This is a genomic window from Flavobacterium polysaccharolyticum, from assembly GCF_038739875.1.
In the GTDB taxonomy this organism is placed as follows: Bacteria; Bacteroidota; Bacteroidia; order Flavobacteriales; family Flavobacteriaceae; genus Flavobacterium; species Flavobacterium polysaccharolyticum.
The window spans coordinates 1-16,383 of record NZ_JBCGDP010000029.1 but is presented as its reverse complement, the minus strand read 5'-3'; the positions used below and the strand labels follow the sequence as shown (position 1 = coordinate 16,383).

Below are 16,383 nucleotides of genomic sequence, written 5' to 3'. Positions count from 1 at the left end.
TTTACTTGATTTTGAGCCGTCTGAAATTACTATTTCAGAGGGCTCTTTATCATAAGTACCTATCTCACTTTGCTTTCTAAAACAAAATAATGAAGCATTTTGGGAAAAAATCTTTTCAAATAAATCCCTAAAACTTCTTTACCCCCAATATAAGCTTCAAATTTATTGGCTTCAATGGCCTTAATCATTTTTGAAGCAAAGACATCCACAGGCATTCCGTTTTGTGTCGCTTCATCATTTGACTTTTGAGTTTCTCCGTTTGCGGTTAAAGCATTTATAGCTACATTAGTCTGTACAAAGCCGGGACAAATAAGCGTGACTTTTATATTGTCTTTTTCATGTTCCATACGCAAAACATCGAAGAAACCATGTAATGCGTGTTTTGCTCCGCAATAACCTGAACGATATGGACTTCCAAATTTCCCCATTAAACTGGTTACAGTTACAAAATGACCTTTCTTTCGTTGGATAAAATGTGGTAAAAGTGCCTTTGTTAAAGCCACAGTTCCCAAATAATCGACGGCTATCAATTTTTTATCTACCTCAAAATCAGTTTCGGCAATTAAGGAGCGTTGACTGATTCCACCATTATTAATCAAAACATCAATGGAACCAAAAAATTGTAAAGCTTTAGAAACAGTACTTTTGGATGCATCGAAATGAGACAAATCAAAAGGAAGCACCACAACATCAGCGCTATTACATTTCTCCCTTACTTGCTCTAAAGCTTCCAGATTTCGCCCCGATAAAATTAGCTTTGCCTGCTTTAAAGCCAAAGCATATGCTAATGCCTCTCCTATCCCACTTGAAGCGCCTGTAATCCAAATTACTTTTCCAGTTACATTCATAACATTTTGATTTTTTACTAATGTATAAAATAAAACATTTTTTTTGCACTATTCTATTCGTAGACTTACATTTACCAAAAAATTATTTTGAAAAAAAAGTTCCTTATTCTTCTCTTTTTATCCTCCCTTTTTTCCTTTTCGCAAAATGAAAAAAAAGTTGATCATCAGAATATTCTATGGACTCGCTATTATAATTTACTGACCTTAGACGACAATTGGTCCATTCATACAGAATTTGACAATCGCGTTTTCTTGAAACCAATTGCCGAAAATCTATTTGTTTTTAGAATGCAAGGTAGATACAAATGGAATTCAAATATAGAAACTGGAGCTGGTTTCACTTACTTTTCGGTTTATACACAAGACCCAAAACAGGACTTTGATTTTGAAATTCCTGAATATAGAGGACAGCAAGATGTAACGTATAAGTTCAATCTAAAAAAAACAACCCTCAACCAAAGACTACAGATTGAAGAACGATTCATACACAACGCTTCTAAAACAGGACTTATAGATGGCACTACCTTCAGTTGGCGATTTCGCTACCGATTGCAGGCAGAATTTCCGTTTTGGGAAAAAGAAAAACAATATCTCAAAGCAATTGTATACGATGAGATTATGCTAAATGCTGGAAAAAGTATCATCTACAACACCTTCGAACAAAATAGAATCTATGCTGCCTTACAATATGGCATCAACAAAAACATAGCAGTTGAATTAGGTTACCTTAATAGCTTTCAGCAACGTCCTAGTGGTATTGATTATTTCAATAGAGATATTATCAGACTGAGTGTTTTTCATAAAATGCATTTATAAAAAAAAAGACCAAAACAAAAAAATGTTTTGGTCTTGTTGACTTATTACTTCTCTCTAATATAAATATCAATCGGAACACCTGAAAAGTCCCATTGTTCTCTAATTTTATTTTCTAAATAGCGTTTGTAAGGTTCTTTTACGTATTGTGGTAAATTCGCAAAAAATACAAATTGCGGTGTAGCTGTTGGCAACTGCATACAATATTTAATCTTCACATATTTCCCCTTAGTCGCTGGTGGTGGATATGCCTCGATAACCTTCAACATAAATTCATTAAACTTAGAAGTAGGTATTCTTTGTTGTCTATCCTCATATACTTTTACAGTCGCTTCAAGCGCTTTCAACAAACGTTGTTTGGTCAAAGCCGAAACAAAAAGAATAGGTACATCCGTAAAAGGCATTAATTCTTTCTTGATTTTTTCTTCGTAATCACGAGTAGACATCGTATCTTTTTCTACCAAATCCCATTTGTTTACCAAAATGATTACCCCTTTTCTGTTTTTCTCTGCCAACCAAAAAATACTTTGGTCCTGACCTTCAAAACCACGAGTAGCATCAATCACCAAAATACAAACGTCAGCGTGTTCAATAGCACGAACGGAACGCATTACAGAATAAAATTCTAAATCTTCTTTTACTTTGGCCTTACGACGAATTCCAGCTGTATCTACTAAATTAAATTCAAATCCAAAACGATCAAATTTTGTATCAATAGCATCACGAGTAGTACCCGCAATATCCGTCACCATAAAACGATCTTGACCAATCAAGGCATTGATAAAACTCGACTTACCAGCATTAGGACGTCCTACTACAGCAAAACGTGGCAAAACCACTTCTTCTTTCACTGGTTCAGGTTTCACCGGGAAAGCTTCGATCAAAGCATCCAATAAATCTCCCGTTCCACTTCCAGAAATACTCGCAAAAGTAAAGTACTCTCCCAATCCCAAATTATAAAACTCTACTGCGTCTTTCTCACGCATCGCATTATCTACTTTGTTCACTGCCAACAAAACTGGCTTAGTCACTTTACGCAACAACTTAGCCACCGTCTCATCCATTGGTGTAATACCTTCTTCAACATCCACTACAAAAACAATCACATCGGCTTCATCTATCGCCAATTCCACTTGCTTACGGATTTCTCCCTCAAAAACATCATCAGATCCACGAACATATCCACCCGTATCTATCACAGAAAACTCTTTTCCGTTCCACTCGCTTTTACCATAGTTTCTATCTCTGGTTACCCCAGAAACTGAATCTACAATAGCTTCTCTTCTTTGTATCAGCCTATTAAAAAGGGTTGACTTCCCTACATTAGGTCTTCCTACTATCGCAACAATATTATTCATTTTATTCGTATTCAAATAGTTATCCTTAGCGCATACTTTTGCGGTTAAGGCGTGCAAAGGTAGTGTTTAAAACGATGAGAATCAATTTTTTTGATATATTAGCACAACTAAACTATACCAAACCCAATTCCCCAAAAGCCATGGCCCCAGATAACGAAATTAGATTGCGCCTACGATTTTACAAAGACATCAACGAAAACGCGGATATTTTACGCTCTAAATTCGAAAAATTCATCTATGAAAAATCACCAGATTATTATGCCAAAATCAGAGGCTATCACATTTGGCTCAACATAAAAGGAGACAAAAAAAGATATTGGTCACCCCATTTGCATCTCGAATTAGAAAAAAAATCCGAAAACGAAACCCATATCCGAGGACTCTACGGGCCAGACCCAACTTTATGGACCTTATTTATGTTTCTCCATTTTATGATTGCTGGCACTTTCATCGTATTTTGCGGTATTGCCTACACGCATTATGTACTTAAAGAATCCACACAATGGGATTTAATCGTACTTTCTATGATGATTTTTGCTTGGTTTCTCCTCTATGTCATCGCCAGACAAATAAGATCCAACGGCGAAAAACAAATGAACGACTTAGAAAAAGTCTTTTTAAAAATAATTGAATAACCCTACTTTTCAGGAGCTAATCCAGCACTCCATTACAACTCCTCGTTCCAAAAAACTGTGGTTCTACTGCGCTTGCAGGAGCTTCCGTTGGTCGCTCTGCCAGCCCAAGAACCACTAGTTTTTGGCACTCCGGGGTTTCCATTACGATCTGGGCTAAAAAAAAAAATCAGTAGCCCAAACAAATTCGACTACTGATTTCACGTTTATAGTATCTCAATAAAAACTGAACAGCTTCAATATGCTTTTCACCTTTCACTTCTTGACTTCTAATCTCTCACTTCTAACTTATAGTTACTGATTATATCCGAAACGCTTCAACATATTGGCGTTGCTTCTCCAATTTTTGTTCACTTTCACATACAATTCAATATGGATTTGTTTGCCAAAGAATTTTTCCAAATCAACACGGGCATCCATTCCTACTTTTTTCAAAGCGGCACCTTTATGGCCAATGATAATTCCTTTTTGTGTATCACGCTCTACCATAATCAAAGAGCGAATACGAATAATAGTATCGGTTTCCAAAAACTCTTCGGTAACAATTTCTACAGCATAGGGAATCTCCTTACTGTAATTCAACAATATTTTTTCACGAATCGTTTCGTTTACAAAGAAACGTTCCGGTTTATCTGTTAATTGATCTTTAGGATAATAAGCTGGCGATTCTGGTAACAAAGCAATAATTCTTTGAAAAACTTCGGGAACATTAAAATTCTGCAAAGCCGAAATTGGGTAAATCTCAGCATTTGGAACTTTGGCTGTCCAAAAAGCCACTTGCTCTTCTAATTGTTCTTGATTCGAATTATCAATTTTATTCAACAACAACAAAACAGGAATTTTAGAATGGATAATTTTATTAAAAAAAGCATCGTCTTTCAATTCTTGTTCGCCAATTTCCACCATATAAATCAAAACATCGGCATCTTCAAAAGCCGACTTTACAAAACCCATCATTGCTTCTTGCATCTCATAAGCGGGTTTAATAATTCCTGGAGTATCGGACAAGATCAATTGAAAATCATCTCCATTTACAATTCCTAAAATTCTATGTCTAGTGGTTTGTGCTTTTGAGGTAATAATAGATAATCGTTCCCCAACAAAAGCATTCATTAGTGTTGATTTTCCAACGTTTGGGTTTCCAATTATATTTACAAAACCGGCTTTATGTGTCATTTTAAAATAAATTTATCATGCAAAGGTAGCCATATCAACTCAATAGACGAAATAAAACATTTTTTAAAATTTTGATTGTATTTCTAGAAAAACGTCGTACATTTGCACCCGAAACATCGCGGGATAGAGCAGTAGGCAGCTCGTCGGGCTCATAACCCGAAGGTCACAGGTTCGAGTCCTGTTCCCGCTACTAAGTTAATTTTACTGAGATTACAAAACGCACATCGCGGGATAGAGCAGTAGGCAGCTCGTCGGGCTCATAACCCGAAGGTCACAGGTTCGAGTCCTGTTCCCGCTACTAGAAAAGCTTCATAGAAATATGAGGCTTTTTTTTGTTTATATTTACTTTTGAAAACTTAAACCCCATAAGCTAACTTAAGCACTTAATAGAAACAATACAAATGGAACAAAAGAGAGAATGGTCAATAGACGAAATTCAAAAAATTTGGCAATTGGCTTCAAAATTACATGATGGACAAAAATATGGAGGATATAATAATGGTGAAAAAGTAGAATATATAAACCATATTGGGAGTGTTGTATTTGAAATTTTCAACGCTATCCAATCAACAGAAAATATCAATTCAGATTTAGCTATAAAATGCGCAATACTTCATGATACTATTGAGGATACAACATTGACTTATGAAAGTATAAATGAACTATTCGGTCATGAAGTGGCATGTGGCGTTCTTGCACTAACTAAAAATGATAAAATTGAGGGACAGACTCAAAAAATGCTAGATAGTATAAAAAGAATTAAAGAACAACCTGTGGAAATTTGGGCCGTTAAATTGGCAGACCGAATTACAAATTTACACGAACCTCCATACTACTGGAATGACGAAAAGAAATTAAAGTATATTGAAGAAGCTAAAATTATCCTTAAAGAATTAAAAGCCGGAAATAAATATTTAGCAGAACGCCTTGAAAGTAAAATTAAAAACTATTACAATTTCCTGAGCACATCAAACAAATAATTTCATCAAAAAAAATTAGCAAATCTACTTTAATTACCTTTAAACCTTATTTTTTTAAGTTTACAACATAAAACTATTTCATAAAATTATCAATAAACTGGCTGGCCTTTTAAATGCTTCCCGCTGCTAGAAAAACTTTAGAGAAATCTAGAGCTTTTCTATTAATTTTTATCCCTCTTACCAATAAATATTTACACTATTTATTAATACAAATAGATTTTAAAATACATCTTTTCATTATCTATAAACATATAAAAAGACTAAACCATAATCTGGAATATTTGTTTATTTCTACAACAAATTAGTTATATATTAGCACTTAAAACGCAGATTTATAGCTTAAAACAAAGAAAAAGAAAAAACGCATAAAAAATGATAACATTACCCAGCGAAAACAGAATTTCTAAAGAGAAAAACATTCTTATCGTTTTAGAAAAAAACACAAATGCAAACTCAGAACTTAATTACCTGATTGAAAAATTCTGTGGAATTGTAGTAAATGATTTTTCTGAAATTAAAACTTCATTTGTTGACAAAATGATTTATGTCTGCGGAAATATTGAACTACTTAACAACAATAACCACACTTTATACGTAATCAAAGAATTATCCATAAATTACCAAAATTACAGAGGCAACAATTTACAATTTATAACATTCGGAGAAGTTCCGCTTCTTATCAACAATGTCGGAATCTATTATCGAAATATGTTTGGTGACAGTGATTATTTTAATGCAATAAAATCTGAACATTCATTTCAGGAATTAACAGAATCAAATAAAGAATCTAAAGCCTTAAGAAAAGGTATTTATTTAACCGAGATTGTAAAAGAAAAAACAGATGATTCAGAACTGCTTCATTTTAGGCTTTTAAGATGTTCAAGCAATTTTACTGGACCAACAGACAACTTTAGAAAGACTGATCGAATTATTGTAAATATTTTAAATAATGCTATTAAATACACTTTTGAACAAGAAACAAAAGTCAATCATGTTCTTGCTCAAATTTATGAGAATAAAATAAAAAGTGATAACAATGTAAAAGAGGTTAAGTCTAAAATAAAAGCACATTCTGACAAAACAAAAGACATGTCCAAAGATGGTATTATTGCTTTCTGTACTTTCTATGACAAATCCAATTTTAACCACTTGACCCAATCAAAAGAAGACAGATACGACTGGTTTTACAAGAAAGGAAGCGGACTAACAAAACTTCATTTCAAATTAAAAAACACTGTAACTGATCCAGCTTTAGAAAAAGAATTCAGTGTTACTTTGTATCCAAACTCAGCTTTTTTAATACCTCTTTCTACTAATAGATTATACACTCACGAAATTAAGCCGTCTGTCCTAAATGCAGATCAAATTCCAATTAGAATGGGTTATGTTGCTCGATGCTCAAATTTAGAAGCTGTTTACATAAATAACCAAACGTATATTAAGGAAAATAACACTTTTATTAAACTTGAACAAATGACTTCAGATACAATGATTGACCTCAGAAATTCATATTACGAAGAAAACATAAGTGAAAACAAAATTGAGTATGGAAAAATTCATTTTAGCATGAACTCCGGTGATTATGAAAGACCAATATTTTAATCTGATATAAGTAATGAACAACTTAGGCTTTTATAAAATTACACTGCCTCTTAAAGAAAAATTATTCGAGGATTTATCAAATTCAGTAATATTTGAAACCATCACTAAAGGAAGAATTGGAAATAATTTAGTTCATATATCTAATCAAAATATTCCAATCACAAGAACAACCAGTATTTACAATATTCCTGCTCATAATTTTTCTTCTATACACCATCAAATTATAGCGTCTATAAATACTAAAATACAAAGCAATCCTAGCGAAGATTTACAATTAGTAGATTTTAATAACGCACTCATAGAAATTTACGACTGTAACTATTCTAAAATGAATTATCACTCAGACCAATCTTTAGATTTAGAAACTGGCTCTTTTATTGGTCTATTTTCATGTTACGAAAATCCTGATAAATTAATAGAAAAGAACATCCGTAAACTTAAAATTAAAAATAAAGTCAGTAATGAAGAATTCGAAATCCCACTAACACATAATTCTATGATCCTATTTTCATTAGCAACTAATGAAAAGTTTCTTCATAAAATTATACTAGAATCTACTCTAAGTAAAAAGAAACTTGAATCTGATAATAAATGGCTTGGAATTACTTTTAGAAAGTCAAAAACATTTATACATTTTAAAGATAACTTACCGTATTTATCTAATGGCGAATTATTAACATTAGCTGATGAGAATCAAAAAAAAGAATTTTATACTTTAAGAGGACAGGAAAACAACAATGTAAATTTTGTTTATCCAATATTGTCATATACATTAAGTACTGGTGACTTAATGAAACCTATAGAATTATGATAGAAAAAAATGTGCTTTTGGCATTTGATACTTATTATTTTGACGGAAAAGCCAAAACCGTTTGTATTGAATTTAATCAATGGAATGATAGCAAAGATTATAAAATACATTCAGAAATAATCGACAATATTGAAGACTATATTCCAGGAGAATTTTATCGAAGAGAATTACCATGTATTTTAAGTCTTTTAAAAAAGATGGAGCTAAAAAATATAGACGCAATTATTGTCGATGGATATGTTTATTTGGATGACAACAAGAAACATGGTTTAGGAGGGCATCTCTATGAAAAATTAAATCAGAAGATTCCAATAATTGGTGTAGCCAAAACTAATTTTGCGGCACTAAACAAAGATAAAAAAAGTCTATTTAGAGGCGATAGTAAAAAACCCCTTTTTATCACTTCAATCGGAATTGATTTAGACGATGCATTTACAAAAGTTGAAAGCATGGCTGGAGAATTTAGATTTCCTACTTTATTAAAAGAATTAGACAGGTTAACAAAAGAAGTATAAATAAGCCATTCAAAACAACTTTACAAAAATATTCAATAAACAAGTTAGCCATTTTACTACAATCCACTTCAAGAAAACTTCAAAGAAATCTGGAGTTTTTTTTTGTATCCAAAGATCGAGAATACAAAAAGAAAATAAGATTCCAATTGCGAAATAACTAGACATTCAAAAAATATTAGTACCAACTAATTACTGAACCAAAGTTTATTACTCAAAACCTCTTTTTTTATCTCCACCCTTTTTCTAGATTTTTTTCATATCTCCACTTGATTTATAACCAGTCTGATTTACTTGGCTTTAAACCCAAAATTTGATTCTCGAAAAAAAAATTAAAAAAAATGCTTTTTTGAGGTAACAATTAATCTAGTACTGTATCAAAAGATAAACTTTAAAAAAATACATCTTATGAAAACGAAATCTATTTTAATTATTGCATTTTTCCTTTTGGTCTCAAAATCTATTTTTGCGCAAACCGCCTTCAAAGTAGAGGTAAAAGGAAAAGGAGCTCCTGTAATGTTGTTTCCTGGTTTTGGCTGCACCGGAGAAGTTTGGAATGAAACAGTAGCAGAACTTTCTAAAACTAACGAATGTCATATTTTTACTTTTGCGGGATTTGGGAATGTCCCTCCGATTGAAACCCCTTGGTTGGCTACCATCAAAGATCAGGTCATTTCCTATGTAAAAACAAAAAAACTTAAGAATGCTACATTAATTGGTCATAGTTTAGGAGGTACTTTAAGCTTGTGGTTAGCCTCTCAGGAAACCAATTTGTTCAAAAAATTAATTATCGTTGATGCTTTACCTGCAACTGCAGCTTTAATGATACCTAACTACAAAGGAGAAATTATACCGTATGACAATCCGCAAAGTAAAATGATGCTCAACATGGACCAAAAAGCGTTTGACGGAATGAATTCGCAGTCAACTTCTTTCATGTGTATGAACAAAGAAAAACAAAAAACAATCAATGAATGGATGCGTCTTGTAGATCGAAAAACTTACGTTCACGGTTATATTGACATGCTAAATTTAGACCTACGAAAAGAAATTTCTAAAATTAAAATTCCTGTTGTAATTTTAGCTGCCTCAAATCCAGATCTTACCACAGTACAAAACACCTATAAAGCCCAGTATGAAAACCTACCTTCTGTTAAAATTGAGTATGCAGCAAACTCCGCTCATTTTGTTATGTACGATCAACCAGAATGGTTCATGGATAAAGTAAAACTTGAATTAAAATAAGGTGGCTAAAAAAGAACTATTCGACGAGATTTATTACAAGCATTACAATAAAGTATTTCGATTGTGCAAAGGATATTTTTGTGGCGATACCGCATTAGCCTCTGATGCAACTCAGGAAATCTTCATCAAAGTCTGGGAGAAGTTAGACACTTTTAGAAATGAATCGAGTATCAGCACTTGGATTTACAGAATTGCAGTAAACACTTGCCTTCTTTATTTAAGAAAATCATCTACAAAGAAAGAAATCAGGACCGATATCCTGCCTCAGGTTGTTTCAGAAACCTATTCGAGCGAAAAAGATGAGCAACTTAGACAAATGTATCACTGCATACAAAAATTGGAAGAAACGAACAAGATGATCATCCTGATGACTTTAGACGGTTTAGAATATCAGGAAATATCCGAAGTAATCGGGATAACCGAAGAAACCCTTCGCGTTAGAATTCATAGAATCAAAAAAAGTTTAACTCAATGTGTACAAAATGAAAACATTTGAAGAATTACAAAATATCTGGGATCAGCAGACAGCATCTGAATCACAACCAACTCCCACCGAAATCATAAAAAAAGCGGAGTTACATACTAAAAAAATTAAACGCAGTCATTTATGGACCAGAGTAATTTTAAGCTTGACCTCAATAGTATTAATCTCTTATTACATTTGGTCAGGTGCTTATAGACATACGCAATTTAGTATTGGCTTGTGTATTATGATTGTAATGCTTGTGAGCCGTGTAGCCTTAGAATGGATCAGTGTAAAAAAGCTAGCCAATTTAAATACTGATCTCACATTAATAGAATATAGTAAACTAGCACATCAGTTTTATACTTGGAGAAAAAAAACACATTACATCCTTACTCCTATTATTTACCTCACGTATACTGCTGGATTTACATTGCTTTTACCAGTTTTTAAAACCATTTTCTCAAGAGGCTTTTATCTTTACATTCTATTAAGCGGATATATTTTTTTATTTCTATTTGCATTTTTTATGATACGAATCATCCAAAAGGAAATAAAGCTTTTACACTTCTTGAAAAACATTTCGTAAAGAAAAAAACAATTGGTAGCTATTTTACCGTTTCCCACTACTAAAAAAGCTTCAGAAAAATCTGGAGCTTTTTTTTATCACATTCAAAGGGCAAAAATATTCAGATTGTGAGCACAAAGGAGACCTTTGTCTATTCAATGAAACCTAAAGGATAGCTTGTCCTTTTAGTTAATCATTTCTTAATCCCTTAAGGAAGTTATCTGTATTACTATAAATTCGTTCTGTGAATTCGTATGAAATAAGCTATTTTTTTTAAATGACTAATTCTCATGATATCGCGAAACAAATCTAAAAAACAACTTTTATCTTAAAAAATTGATTTATACAACACTTTTAAATATTGCGATTTTTCAGGGAATCATCTTGGGATTAATTATTTTAAGGTCTTCCTTATTTAATAGTAATTCAAATAAATACCTGGCATACTTGCTATTTACACTTTCAATTATTTTACTGAATCATATTTTCGAGATTGAAGATGCGTTTACTCCCTATCCTTTTCTACGCTTTATACAACACGTGGAGTGGGTATTCCTAATACCTGCTTTCTTATTCCTGTTTATTATAAACCGGGTTGATGATACTATAAAAAGCAAACAAAAAGTTTATTTGTATTTTATTCCATTTGCCTTTTCAGCCATCCTTAATATTACACAAGATCTTGATTATGTTGCAGGAATTTATACTATTCCGCAGTCAGGCCTCTATCTAATCAATATACTGGGTCTAATTCATCTTATTTTAGCCGTTACATTCATCTCATTCTTGCCGATTTACTCTTATTTTACGATAAGACGTTTAAAAAATTCCCATGAAAAAAATTGGATCATTACCTTATTAACAATTGTTTCTTCATTATTATTCGCTTGGCTTATTACCTGTCTAGCCGGCTTATTTCTTCAATATGACATTTCTTCTACTATGAACGTCCTGGCTTTATCTGCAACATTCATCATTCACTGGACAGCTTATGTAGGCATTTACAAATACAAACTAGCCAAAAACAAAGATGCTATCTATACTCTTCTAAATAACGATTTAACTATTTCTTACAGTAATTCGGAAATTATTGAAAATAATAACCTGGAAGAACACAGGGTATCTATCACAGCAGATAATCTTTATTTCCAAAAACTAGAACTTCTTTGTAAAGATCAACACATTTATACAGACAGTACATTAACCAGAGAAAAAGTAGCTGAAAAACTAGGCATAAGCGCAGGATATGTTTCACAAATTGTAAACACCATAACAGGAGATAACTTTGCTAATTACATCAATCAATATCGGGTTGAAGCGGTGAAGGAAATGATCTCTAATTCTGAATATGAAAATTACAATCTATTGACGATGGGACTAGAGTCAGGTTTTACATCAAAAACCACTTTTTACAAAGCTTTTAAAAAAGCTACTGGTCAAACACCAAATGAATATAAAAACACAGTAAATAAGTACCATTTTATACAATTTTAAGCTTTTGAAACCTTTTCTAGTTTTTCTTATGCGAATTTTGGATTCAAATAATTTAAAACAATTTTTATGAAAAAATTTTTATTACTAGCTGTTGTTACAGTTTTAGGATTTACAAATGTTAATGCACAAGAAATTAAATTTGGTGCAAAAGGAGGTTTAAACTTTGCCTCTATAAGCGGAAATAATTCCAAAGGTAGCGATATGGTAACATCATTTAATTTTGGTGTTTTGTCAGAAATTCCCCTTTCGGAGAAATTTTCTTTTCAACCTGAATTGATGTATTCTGGCCAGGGGTATAGTTTCAATGAGAATCCAATTGCCTTAAGCTATCTAAACATTCCTTTAATGGGGAAATATTATGTAGCAAAAGGATTGAGTATTGAAGCTGGACCGCAAATAGGTTTTTTATTTTCTGCTAAAAATGACAAGACAGATGTAAAAGATTCGTTTAAGACTTTTGATTTTGGGGTTAATTTTGGCTTAGGCTATAAACTTAACAACGGACTTAATTTTGGTGCAAGATATAATCTGGGATTAACTGACATAAATAATGTAGACAATTCTTCAAGTAAATATAAAAACGGAGTATTCCAAATATCTGTTGGTTATTTCTTTTTCTAAAACCAAATAATTCTAAAAAAAAGTTTTAAAAACTGGATTATAAATCTATTAACTCATCACTTCTTGGAAAAATCTACACGTTTTGAATTAATCATTTTACCTTTTCAATATCTGTAAATAATCCACACAACTTCAAAAACTATCCCGTTGGGGCCACTTGAAAAACACCACTTGAAAAAGCTGGTGTTTTTTTATGTCATCATTTTAGTCAATTCTTATGATACTCAACAAAAAAAACCTGCAAAAGCAGGTTTTTTATTAACTAAATTTAAAAAGCGTATTGATACAAATTATATTGTTTCTAACAAAACAATTTTTCCGTTAGAGATCAACGTCAACATTGTCATATTCAAAGCATCTTTGTCAACTAAATCCCTGGATACAAGTCCATTGAACTGATTATTAAGAAATATTTAATTCTCTCATTTTTTTTAATGCTTCTAATTCTTTAGGAATTAATCCTTTCAACTCGTTATCAAATAGACTCAACGTTTCTAAATCTTTCAACTTAACAATATCAGAATGCAATTCATCATTTAATCTATTTCCACTAAGTAAAATCACTCGTAACGAATGGATAGAATACAAGGAAACTGGAATTTTACCTTCAATTTCATTATTGTAAATAGACAAAATTTCAAGATGTCTTAACTTTCCTAACGTAACAGGTAAACTTCCTTTTAATTTATTCATATATAATTCTACTTGAACCAATCGAAGTAAATTGCCGATAGAAGGCGGAATAACTCCCGAAAACTGATTCGACGAAAGATTTAATTTTTCTAAAGCAACTAGGTTTCCAATTGCCTTTGGTATTGTACCTTCGATTTTATTTTTGGGTAAATACAATTCTTTTAAGAACACTAAGCCCCCAATTGTAGATGGTAACGTCCCTGACAAATTATTATCAGTCAAATCAATCGCAACCACTTTATCTCCCTGAAGTGTTACTCCATGCCAAGTACTAATCGGGGCAGCTAAATTCCATTTATTTTTCCATTGATTCCCATTGGTAGCTTGGTACAAGCTTACCAAAGCTTCACGTTCTAAAAGTGAAACCGTAGCAAATGAACTTGCAGAAAAAGACAAAAACAAGAGGTAAAGTACTTTTTTCATGGCTGTTAAATAAGTCATAAATTCAAGTTCTAAAAATAGAATACTTAAATAAGAAATACAAATAAAATCGACGAAATACATCAATAAAAAAAATAAGCATTGAAATCCTACAAGAATTTAATAAAACGGATAAGTTCTTTTTTGTATATTTGATTAATAACCTTAAAATGAATGAATTATGAAAATGAATTTTATAGCACTTTTTGTTGCTGCACTTATTACACTTTTTGTTGGTTTTATTTGGTATCACCCAAAAGTATTTGGAACCGTTTGGATGAAAGAAGCAGGATTAACCGAAGACCAGCTAAAAACAGGAAATATGCTAAAAATTTTCGGTTTTACTTATCTTTTTTCTTTATTTATTGCTTCTATCGAAATGACGCTAACCATTCATCAAATGGGCGCATTAGGCATGGTTGGAGGTCCCGCAAAAGTAAATGAAGCTCTTTCTTCCTATACTACCTTTATGACTGATTATGGAACTGCTTTTAGAACCTTTAAGCACGGTGCATTACATGGTCTAATGTCTGGTTTATTTTTTGCCTTTCCAATGATTGGGATTAACGGACTCTTCGAAAGAAAATCTTGGAAATACATATTTATTCACTCCGGCTATTGGATTATTACGCTCACTATTATGGGTGCCATTATTTGTGGTTGGGTATAATATAAAAGATGCGTTTCAACTGTATTGAAACGCATCTTTTACAAAACGGATACCCAAACCAAAATCTTCTTTTGATCACTCAGATGCTTTTTTATCTCATAATCGTAATCTTTAACTTTTTAGATTAAATTTGTCCTCTGTACCAATTTTTATCTATTTGAACACACCTCTTTCCTTCGTTATATATCAATCTGCTAGCGAACTTCCCGAGAATTGGGATACTATCGCTAAATCGACCATTTTTTTACAAAAAGATTATTTTGAAATTTTAGAATATTCTTGTCCCAGCAACATGAAGTGCTTTTTTATAGGCGTATTTCAAAACAAGGAATTAGTGGGTGTCGCCTTAAGTCAATTTTTAGATTTAAACAAATTAGAATCCTTTGGTGAACGTGATCAATGCCTTAAAACAATCATTCGCAATTTTGCTTTTAAACGTTTTTCTTCACATGTTCTTTTTCTTGGAAATTGTATGTTAACTGGCGAAAATGCGTATTCTTTTTTGGATTTTATTCCTTATAATGAACAAATAAAAGTACTTCATGAAGCCCAGAATAAGATTGAAGGAATATTGAAAAATCAAGGAATCCCAATTCATTTACGAACTAGCAAGGATTTCTCCAAAGCAAAAATAGATGAAATCAACCAAACATCATTTGGATCTATTTTTCAATTTACTACACAACCTAATATGATTTTTTCAATTCCTGAGCACTGGAAAAAAGAACAAGATTATATAAATGCTTTAGCCAAAAAGTATAGAGACCAATACAAAAGAGCCCGAAAAAAAGGCGAAGGAGTCCTCAAACGAAAACTCTCCCTAACAGAAATAGAACAAAATCAAGAACTGATTTATGACTTGTATTATCATGTGGCCAAAAATGCTCCTTTTAATTCTTTTTTCCTAGCCAAAAACCACTTTAGTGTCTTGAAGAAAGTCTGGAAAGAGAATTTTCTTTTTTATGGCTATTTCAATGATGAAAAATTAATTGGTTTCAATACATTAATTAAAAATGGTGACACTATGGATACTTATTTTTTAGGTTATGATGACACCATACAACGAGAAAAAATGTTGTATTTGAATATGCTTTACGACATGATTGCTTATTCTATCAAAAAAGAATTCAAAACGATAATTTTCGCGAGAACAGCATTAGAAATCAAAAGTTCTGTTGGTGCAATACCTGAAACCATGTATGGATTAATGGAGCATAAAAACCCTATCCTTAATTATTTTTTACCCCATTTTTTTTATTATTTGGAGCCTAAAACCATTTGGAAAGAACGAAATCCATTCAAATAATTTCATAAAAGAGGCTACTCAAAAAAGTAGCCTTTCCTATTTTGAAAAAATAATTAAAGTGCCGTTATAATAAATTCACTTCTACGATTCATTTGATGTTGTTCTTCGGAGCAGTTGGACTGATTCGTTGGTTCGCATCCGCAATCGTTAATAAGCTGCGATTCTCCATAG

At 32.1% G+C, this 16,383-nt stretch carries 17 protein-coding genes and 2 tRNA genes; 15 read left to right on the top strand and 4 right to left on the bottom strand.

The features are described 5' to 3' along the window. Positions 1–59 precede the first annotated feature (59 nt). Entirely contained in the window at positions 60–848 is a 789-nt protein-coding gene (locus WFZ86_RS18900) for an SDR family oxidoreductase (protein WP_342693386.1), read from the bottom strand. 87 nt (positions 849–935) lie between these two features. Here WFZ86_RS18900 and WFZ86_RS18895 point away from each other — a divergent pair, with 87 nt between their 5' ends. Next, on the top strand, positions 936–1,664 hold the full coding sequence (locus WFZ86_RS18895) for a DUF2490 domain-containing protein (RefSeq protein ID WP_342693385.1): 729 nt from the start codon (positions 936–938) through the stop codon (positions 1,662–1,664). Between the two features lie 44 nt (positions 1,665–1,708). Here WFZ86_RS18895 and der read toward each other — a convergent pair whose 3' ends face one another. Then, on the bottom strand, positions 1,709–3,019 hold the full coding sequence (gene der / locus WFZ86_RS18890) for a ribosome biogenesis GTPase Der (protein WP_159682205.1): 1,311 nt from the start codon (positions 3,017–3,019) through the stop codon (positions 1,709–1,711). A gap of 74 nt (positions 3,020–3,093) precedes the next feature. Between der and WFZ86_RS18885 the strand changes: the two genes are divergently transcribed. Further along, complete coding sequence (locus WFZ86_RS18885) at positions 3,094–3,654, top strand: hypothetical protein (RefSeq protein ID WP_342693384.1); 561 nt, start codon at positions 3,094–3,096, stop codon at positions 3,652–3,654. A 291-nt stretch (positions 3,655–3,945) separates the two neighbouring features. Here the strand turns inward: WFZ86_RS18885 and era are convergent, their stop codons facing one another. Further along, positions 3,946–4,827, bottom strand: a complete 882-nt coding sequence (gene era / locus WFZ86_RS18880) for a GTPase Era (RefSeq protein ID WP_159682201.1) — start codon at positions 4,825–4,827, stop codon at positions 3,946–3,948. A 117-nt stretch (positions 4,828–4,944) separates the two neighbouring features. Between era and WFZ86_RS18875 the strand changes: the two genes are divergently transcribed. The 11 genes from WFZ86_RS18875 to WFZ86_RS18825 all read left to right on the top strand — a co-directional run bounded on the left by WFZ86_RS18875 (position 4,945) and on the right by WFZ86_RS18825 (position 13,123). Further along, positions 4,945–5,017, top strand: a tRNA-Met gene (locus WFZ86_RS18875). Between the two features lie 35 nt (positions 5,018–5,052). Further along, positions 5,053–5,125: transfer RNA gene (locus tag WFZ86_RS18870), tRNA-Met, on the top strand. A 103-nt stretch (positions 5,126–5,228) separates the two neighbouring features. After that, entirely contained in the window at positions 5,229–5,807 is a 579-nt protein-coding gene (locus WFZ86_RS18865) for an HD domain-containing protein (RefSeq protein WP_342693383.1), read from the top strand. Between the two features lie 372 nt (positions 5,808–6,179). Then, the gene (locus WFZ86_RS18860) at positions 6,180–7,409 is read left to right on the top strand and encodes a hypothetical protein (RefSeq protein WP_342693382.1); all 1,230 of its coding nucleotides are present in this window, start codon (positions 6,180–6,182) and stop codon (positions 7,407–7,409) included. A 13-nt stretch (positions 7,410–7,422) separates the two neighbouring features. Continuing rightward, complete coding sequence (locus tag WFZ86_RS18855) at positions 7,423–8,220, top strand: alpha-ketoglutarate-dependent dioxygenase AlkB (RefSeq protein WP_342693381.1); 798 nt, start codon at positions 7,423–7,425, stop codon at positions 8,218–8,220. Beyond that, positions 8,217–8,735: an endonuclease V gene (locus tag WFZ86_RS18850; protein ID WP_342693380.1), complete on the top strand. Its 519-nt coding sequence runs from the start codon at positions 8,217–8,219 to the stop codon at positions 8,733–8,735. Before WFZ86_RS18855 ends, WFZ86_RS18850 begins: the two co-directional genes overlap by 4 nt. A gap of 405 nt (positions 8,736–9,140) precedes the next feature. Then, positions 9,141–9,977, top strand: a complete 837-nt coding sequence (locus WFZ86_RS18845; RefSeq protein ID WP_342693379.1) for an alpha/beta fold hydrolase — start codon at positions 9,141–9,143, stop codon at positions 9,975–9,977. Position 9,978: 1 nt separating this feature from the next. Then, positions 9,979–10,473: an RNA polymerase sigma factor gene (locus WFZ86_RS18840; protein WP_342693378.1), complete on the top strand. Its 495-nt coding sequence runs from the start codon at positions 9,979–9,981 to the stop codon at positions 10,471–10,473. Continuing rightward, positions 10,460–11,029, top strand: coding sequence for a hypothetical protein (locus WFZ86_RS18835; RefSeq protein ID WP_342693377.1), 570 nt, complete (start codon positions 10,460–10,462; stop codon positions 11,027–11,029). Before WFZ86_RS18840 ends, WFZ86_RS18835 begins: the two co-directional genes overlap by 14 nt. 426 nt (positions 11,030–11,455) lie before the next feature. After that, the gene (locus WFZ86_RS18830; protein ID WP_342693376.1) at positions 11,456–12,502 is read left to right on the top strand and encodes a helix-turn-helix domain-containing protein; all 1,047 of its coding nucleotides are present in this window, start codon (positions 11,456–11,458) and stop codon (positions 12,500–12,502) included. Between the two features lie 66 nt (positions 12,503–12,568). Then, positions 12,569–13,123: a porin family protein gene (locus tag WFZ86_RS18825; protein ID WP_342693375.1), complete on the top strand. Its 555-nt coding sequence runs from the start codon at positions 12,569–12,571 to the stop codon at positions 13,121–13,123. Between the two features lie 402 nt (positions 13,124–13,525). On the opposite strand, the gene WFZ86_RS18820 is transcribed toward WFZ86_RS18825, so the two are convergent. Then, positions 13,526–14,257, bottom strand: coding sequence for a Two component regulator three Y domain protein (locus WFZ86_RS18820; RefSeq protein ID WP_342693374.1), 732 nt, complete (start codon positions 14,255–14,257; stop codon positions 13,526–13,528). A gap of 160 nt (positions 14,258–14,417) precedes the next feature. Here WFZ86_RS18820 and WFZ86_RS18815 point away from each other — a divergent pair, with 160 nt between their 5' ends. Both WFZ86_RS18815 and WFZ86_RS18810 read left to right on the top strand, forming a co-directional pair. After that, complete coding sequence (locus tag WFZ86_RS18815) at positions 14,418–14,906, top strand: DUF1761 domain-containing protein (RefSeq protein ID WP_342693373.1); 489 nt, start codon at positions 14,418–14,420, stop codon at positions 14,904–14,906. Between the two features lie 157 nt (positions 14,907–15,063). After that, positions 15,064–16,212: an 8-amino-7-oxononanoate synthase gene (locus WFZ86_RS18810; RefSeq protein ID WP_342693372.1), complete on the top strand. Its 1,149-nt coding sequence runs from the start codon at positions 15,064–15,066 to the stop codon at positions 16,210–16,212. Positions 16,213–16,383 lie beyond the last annotated feature (171 nt).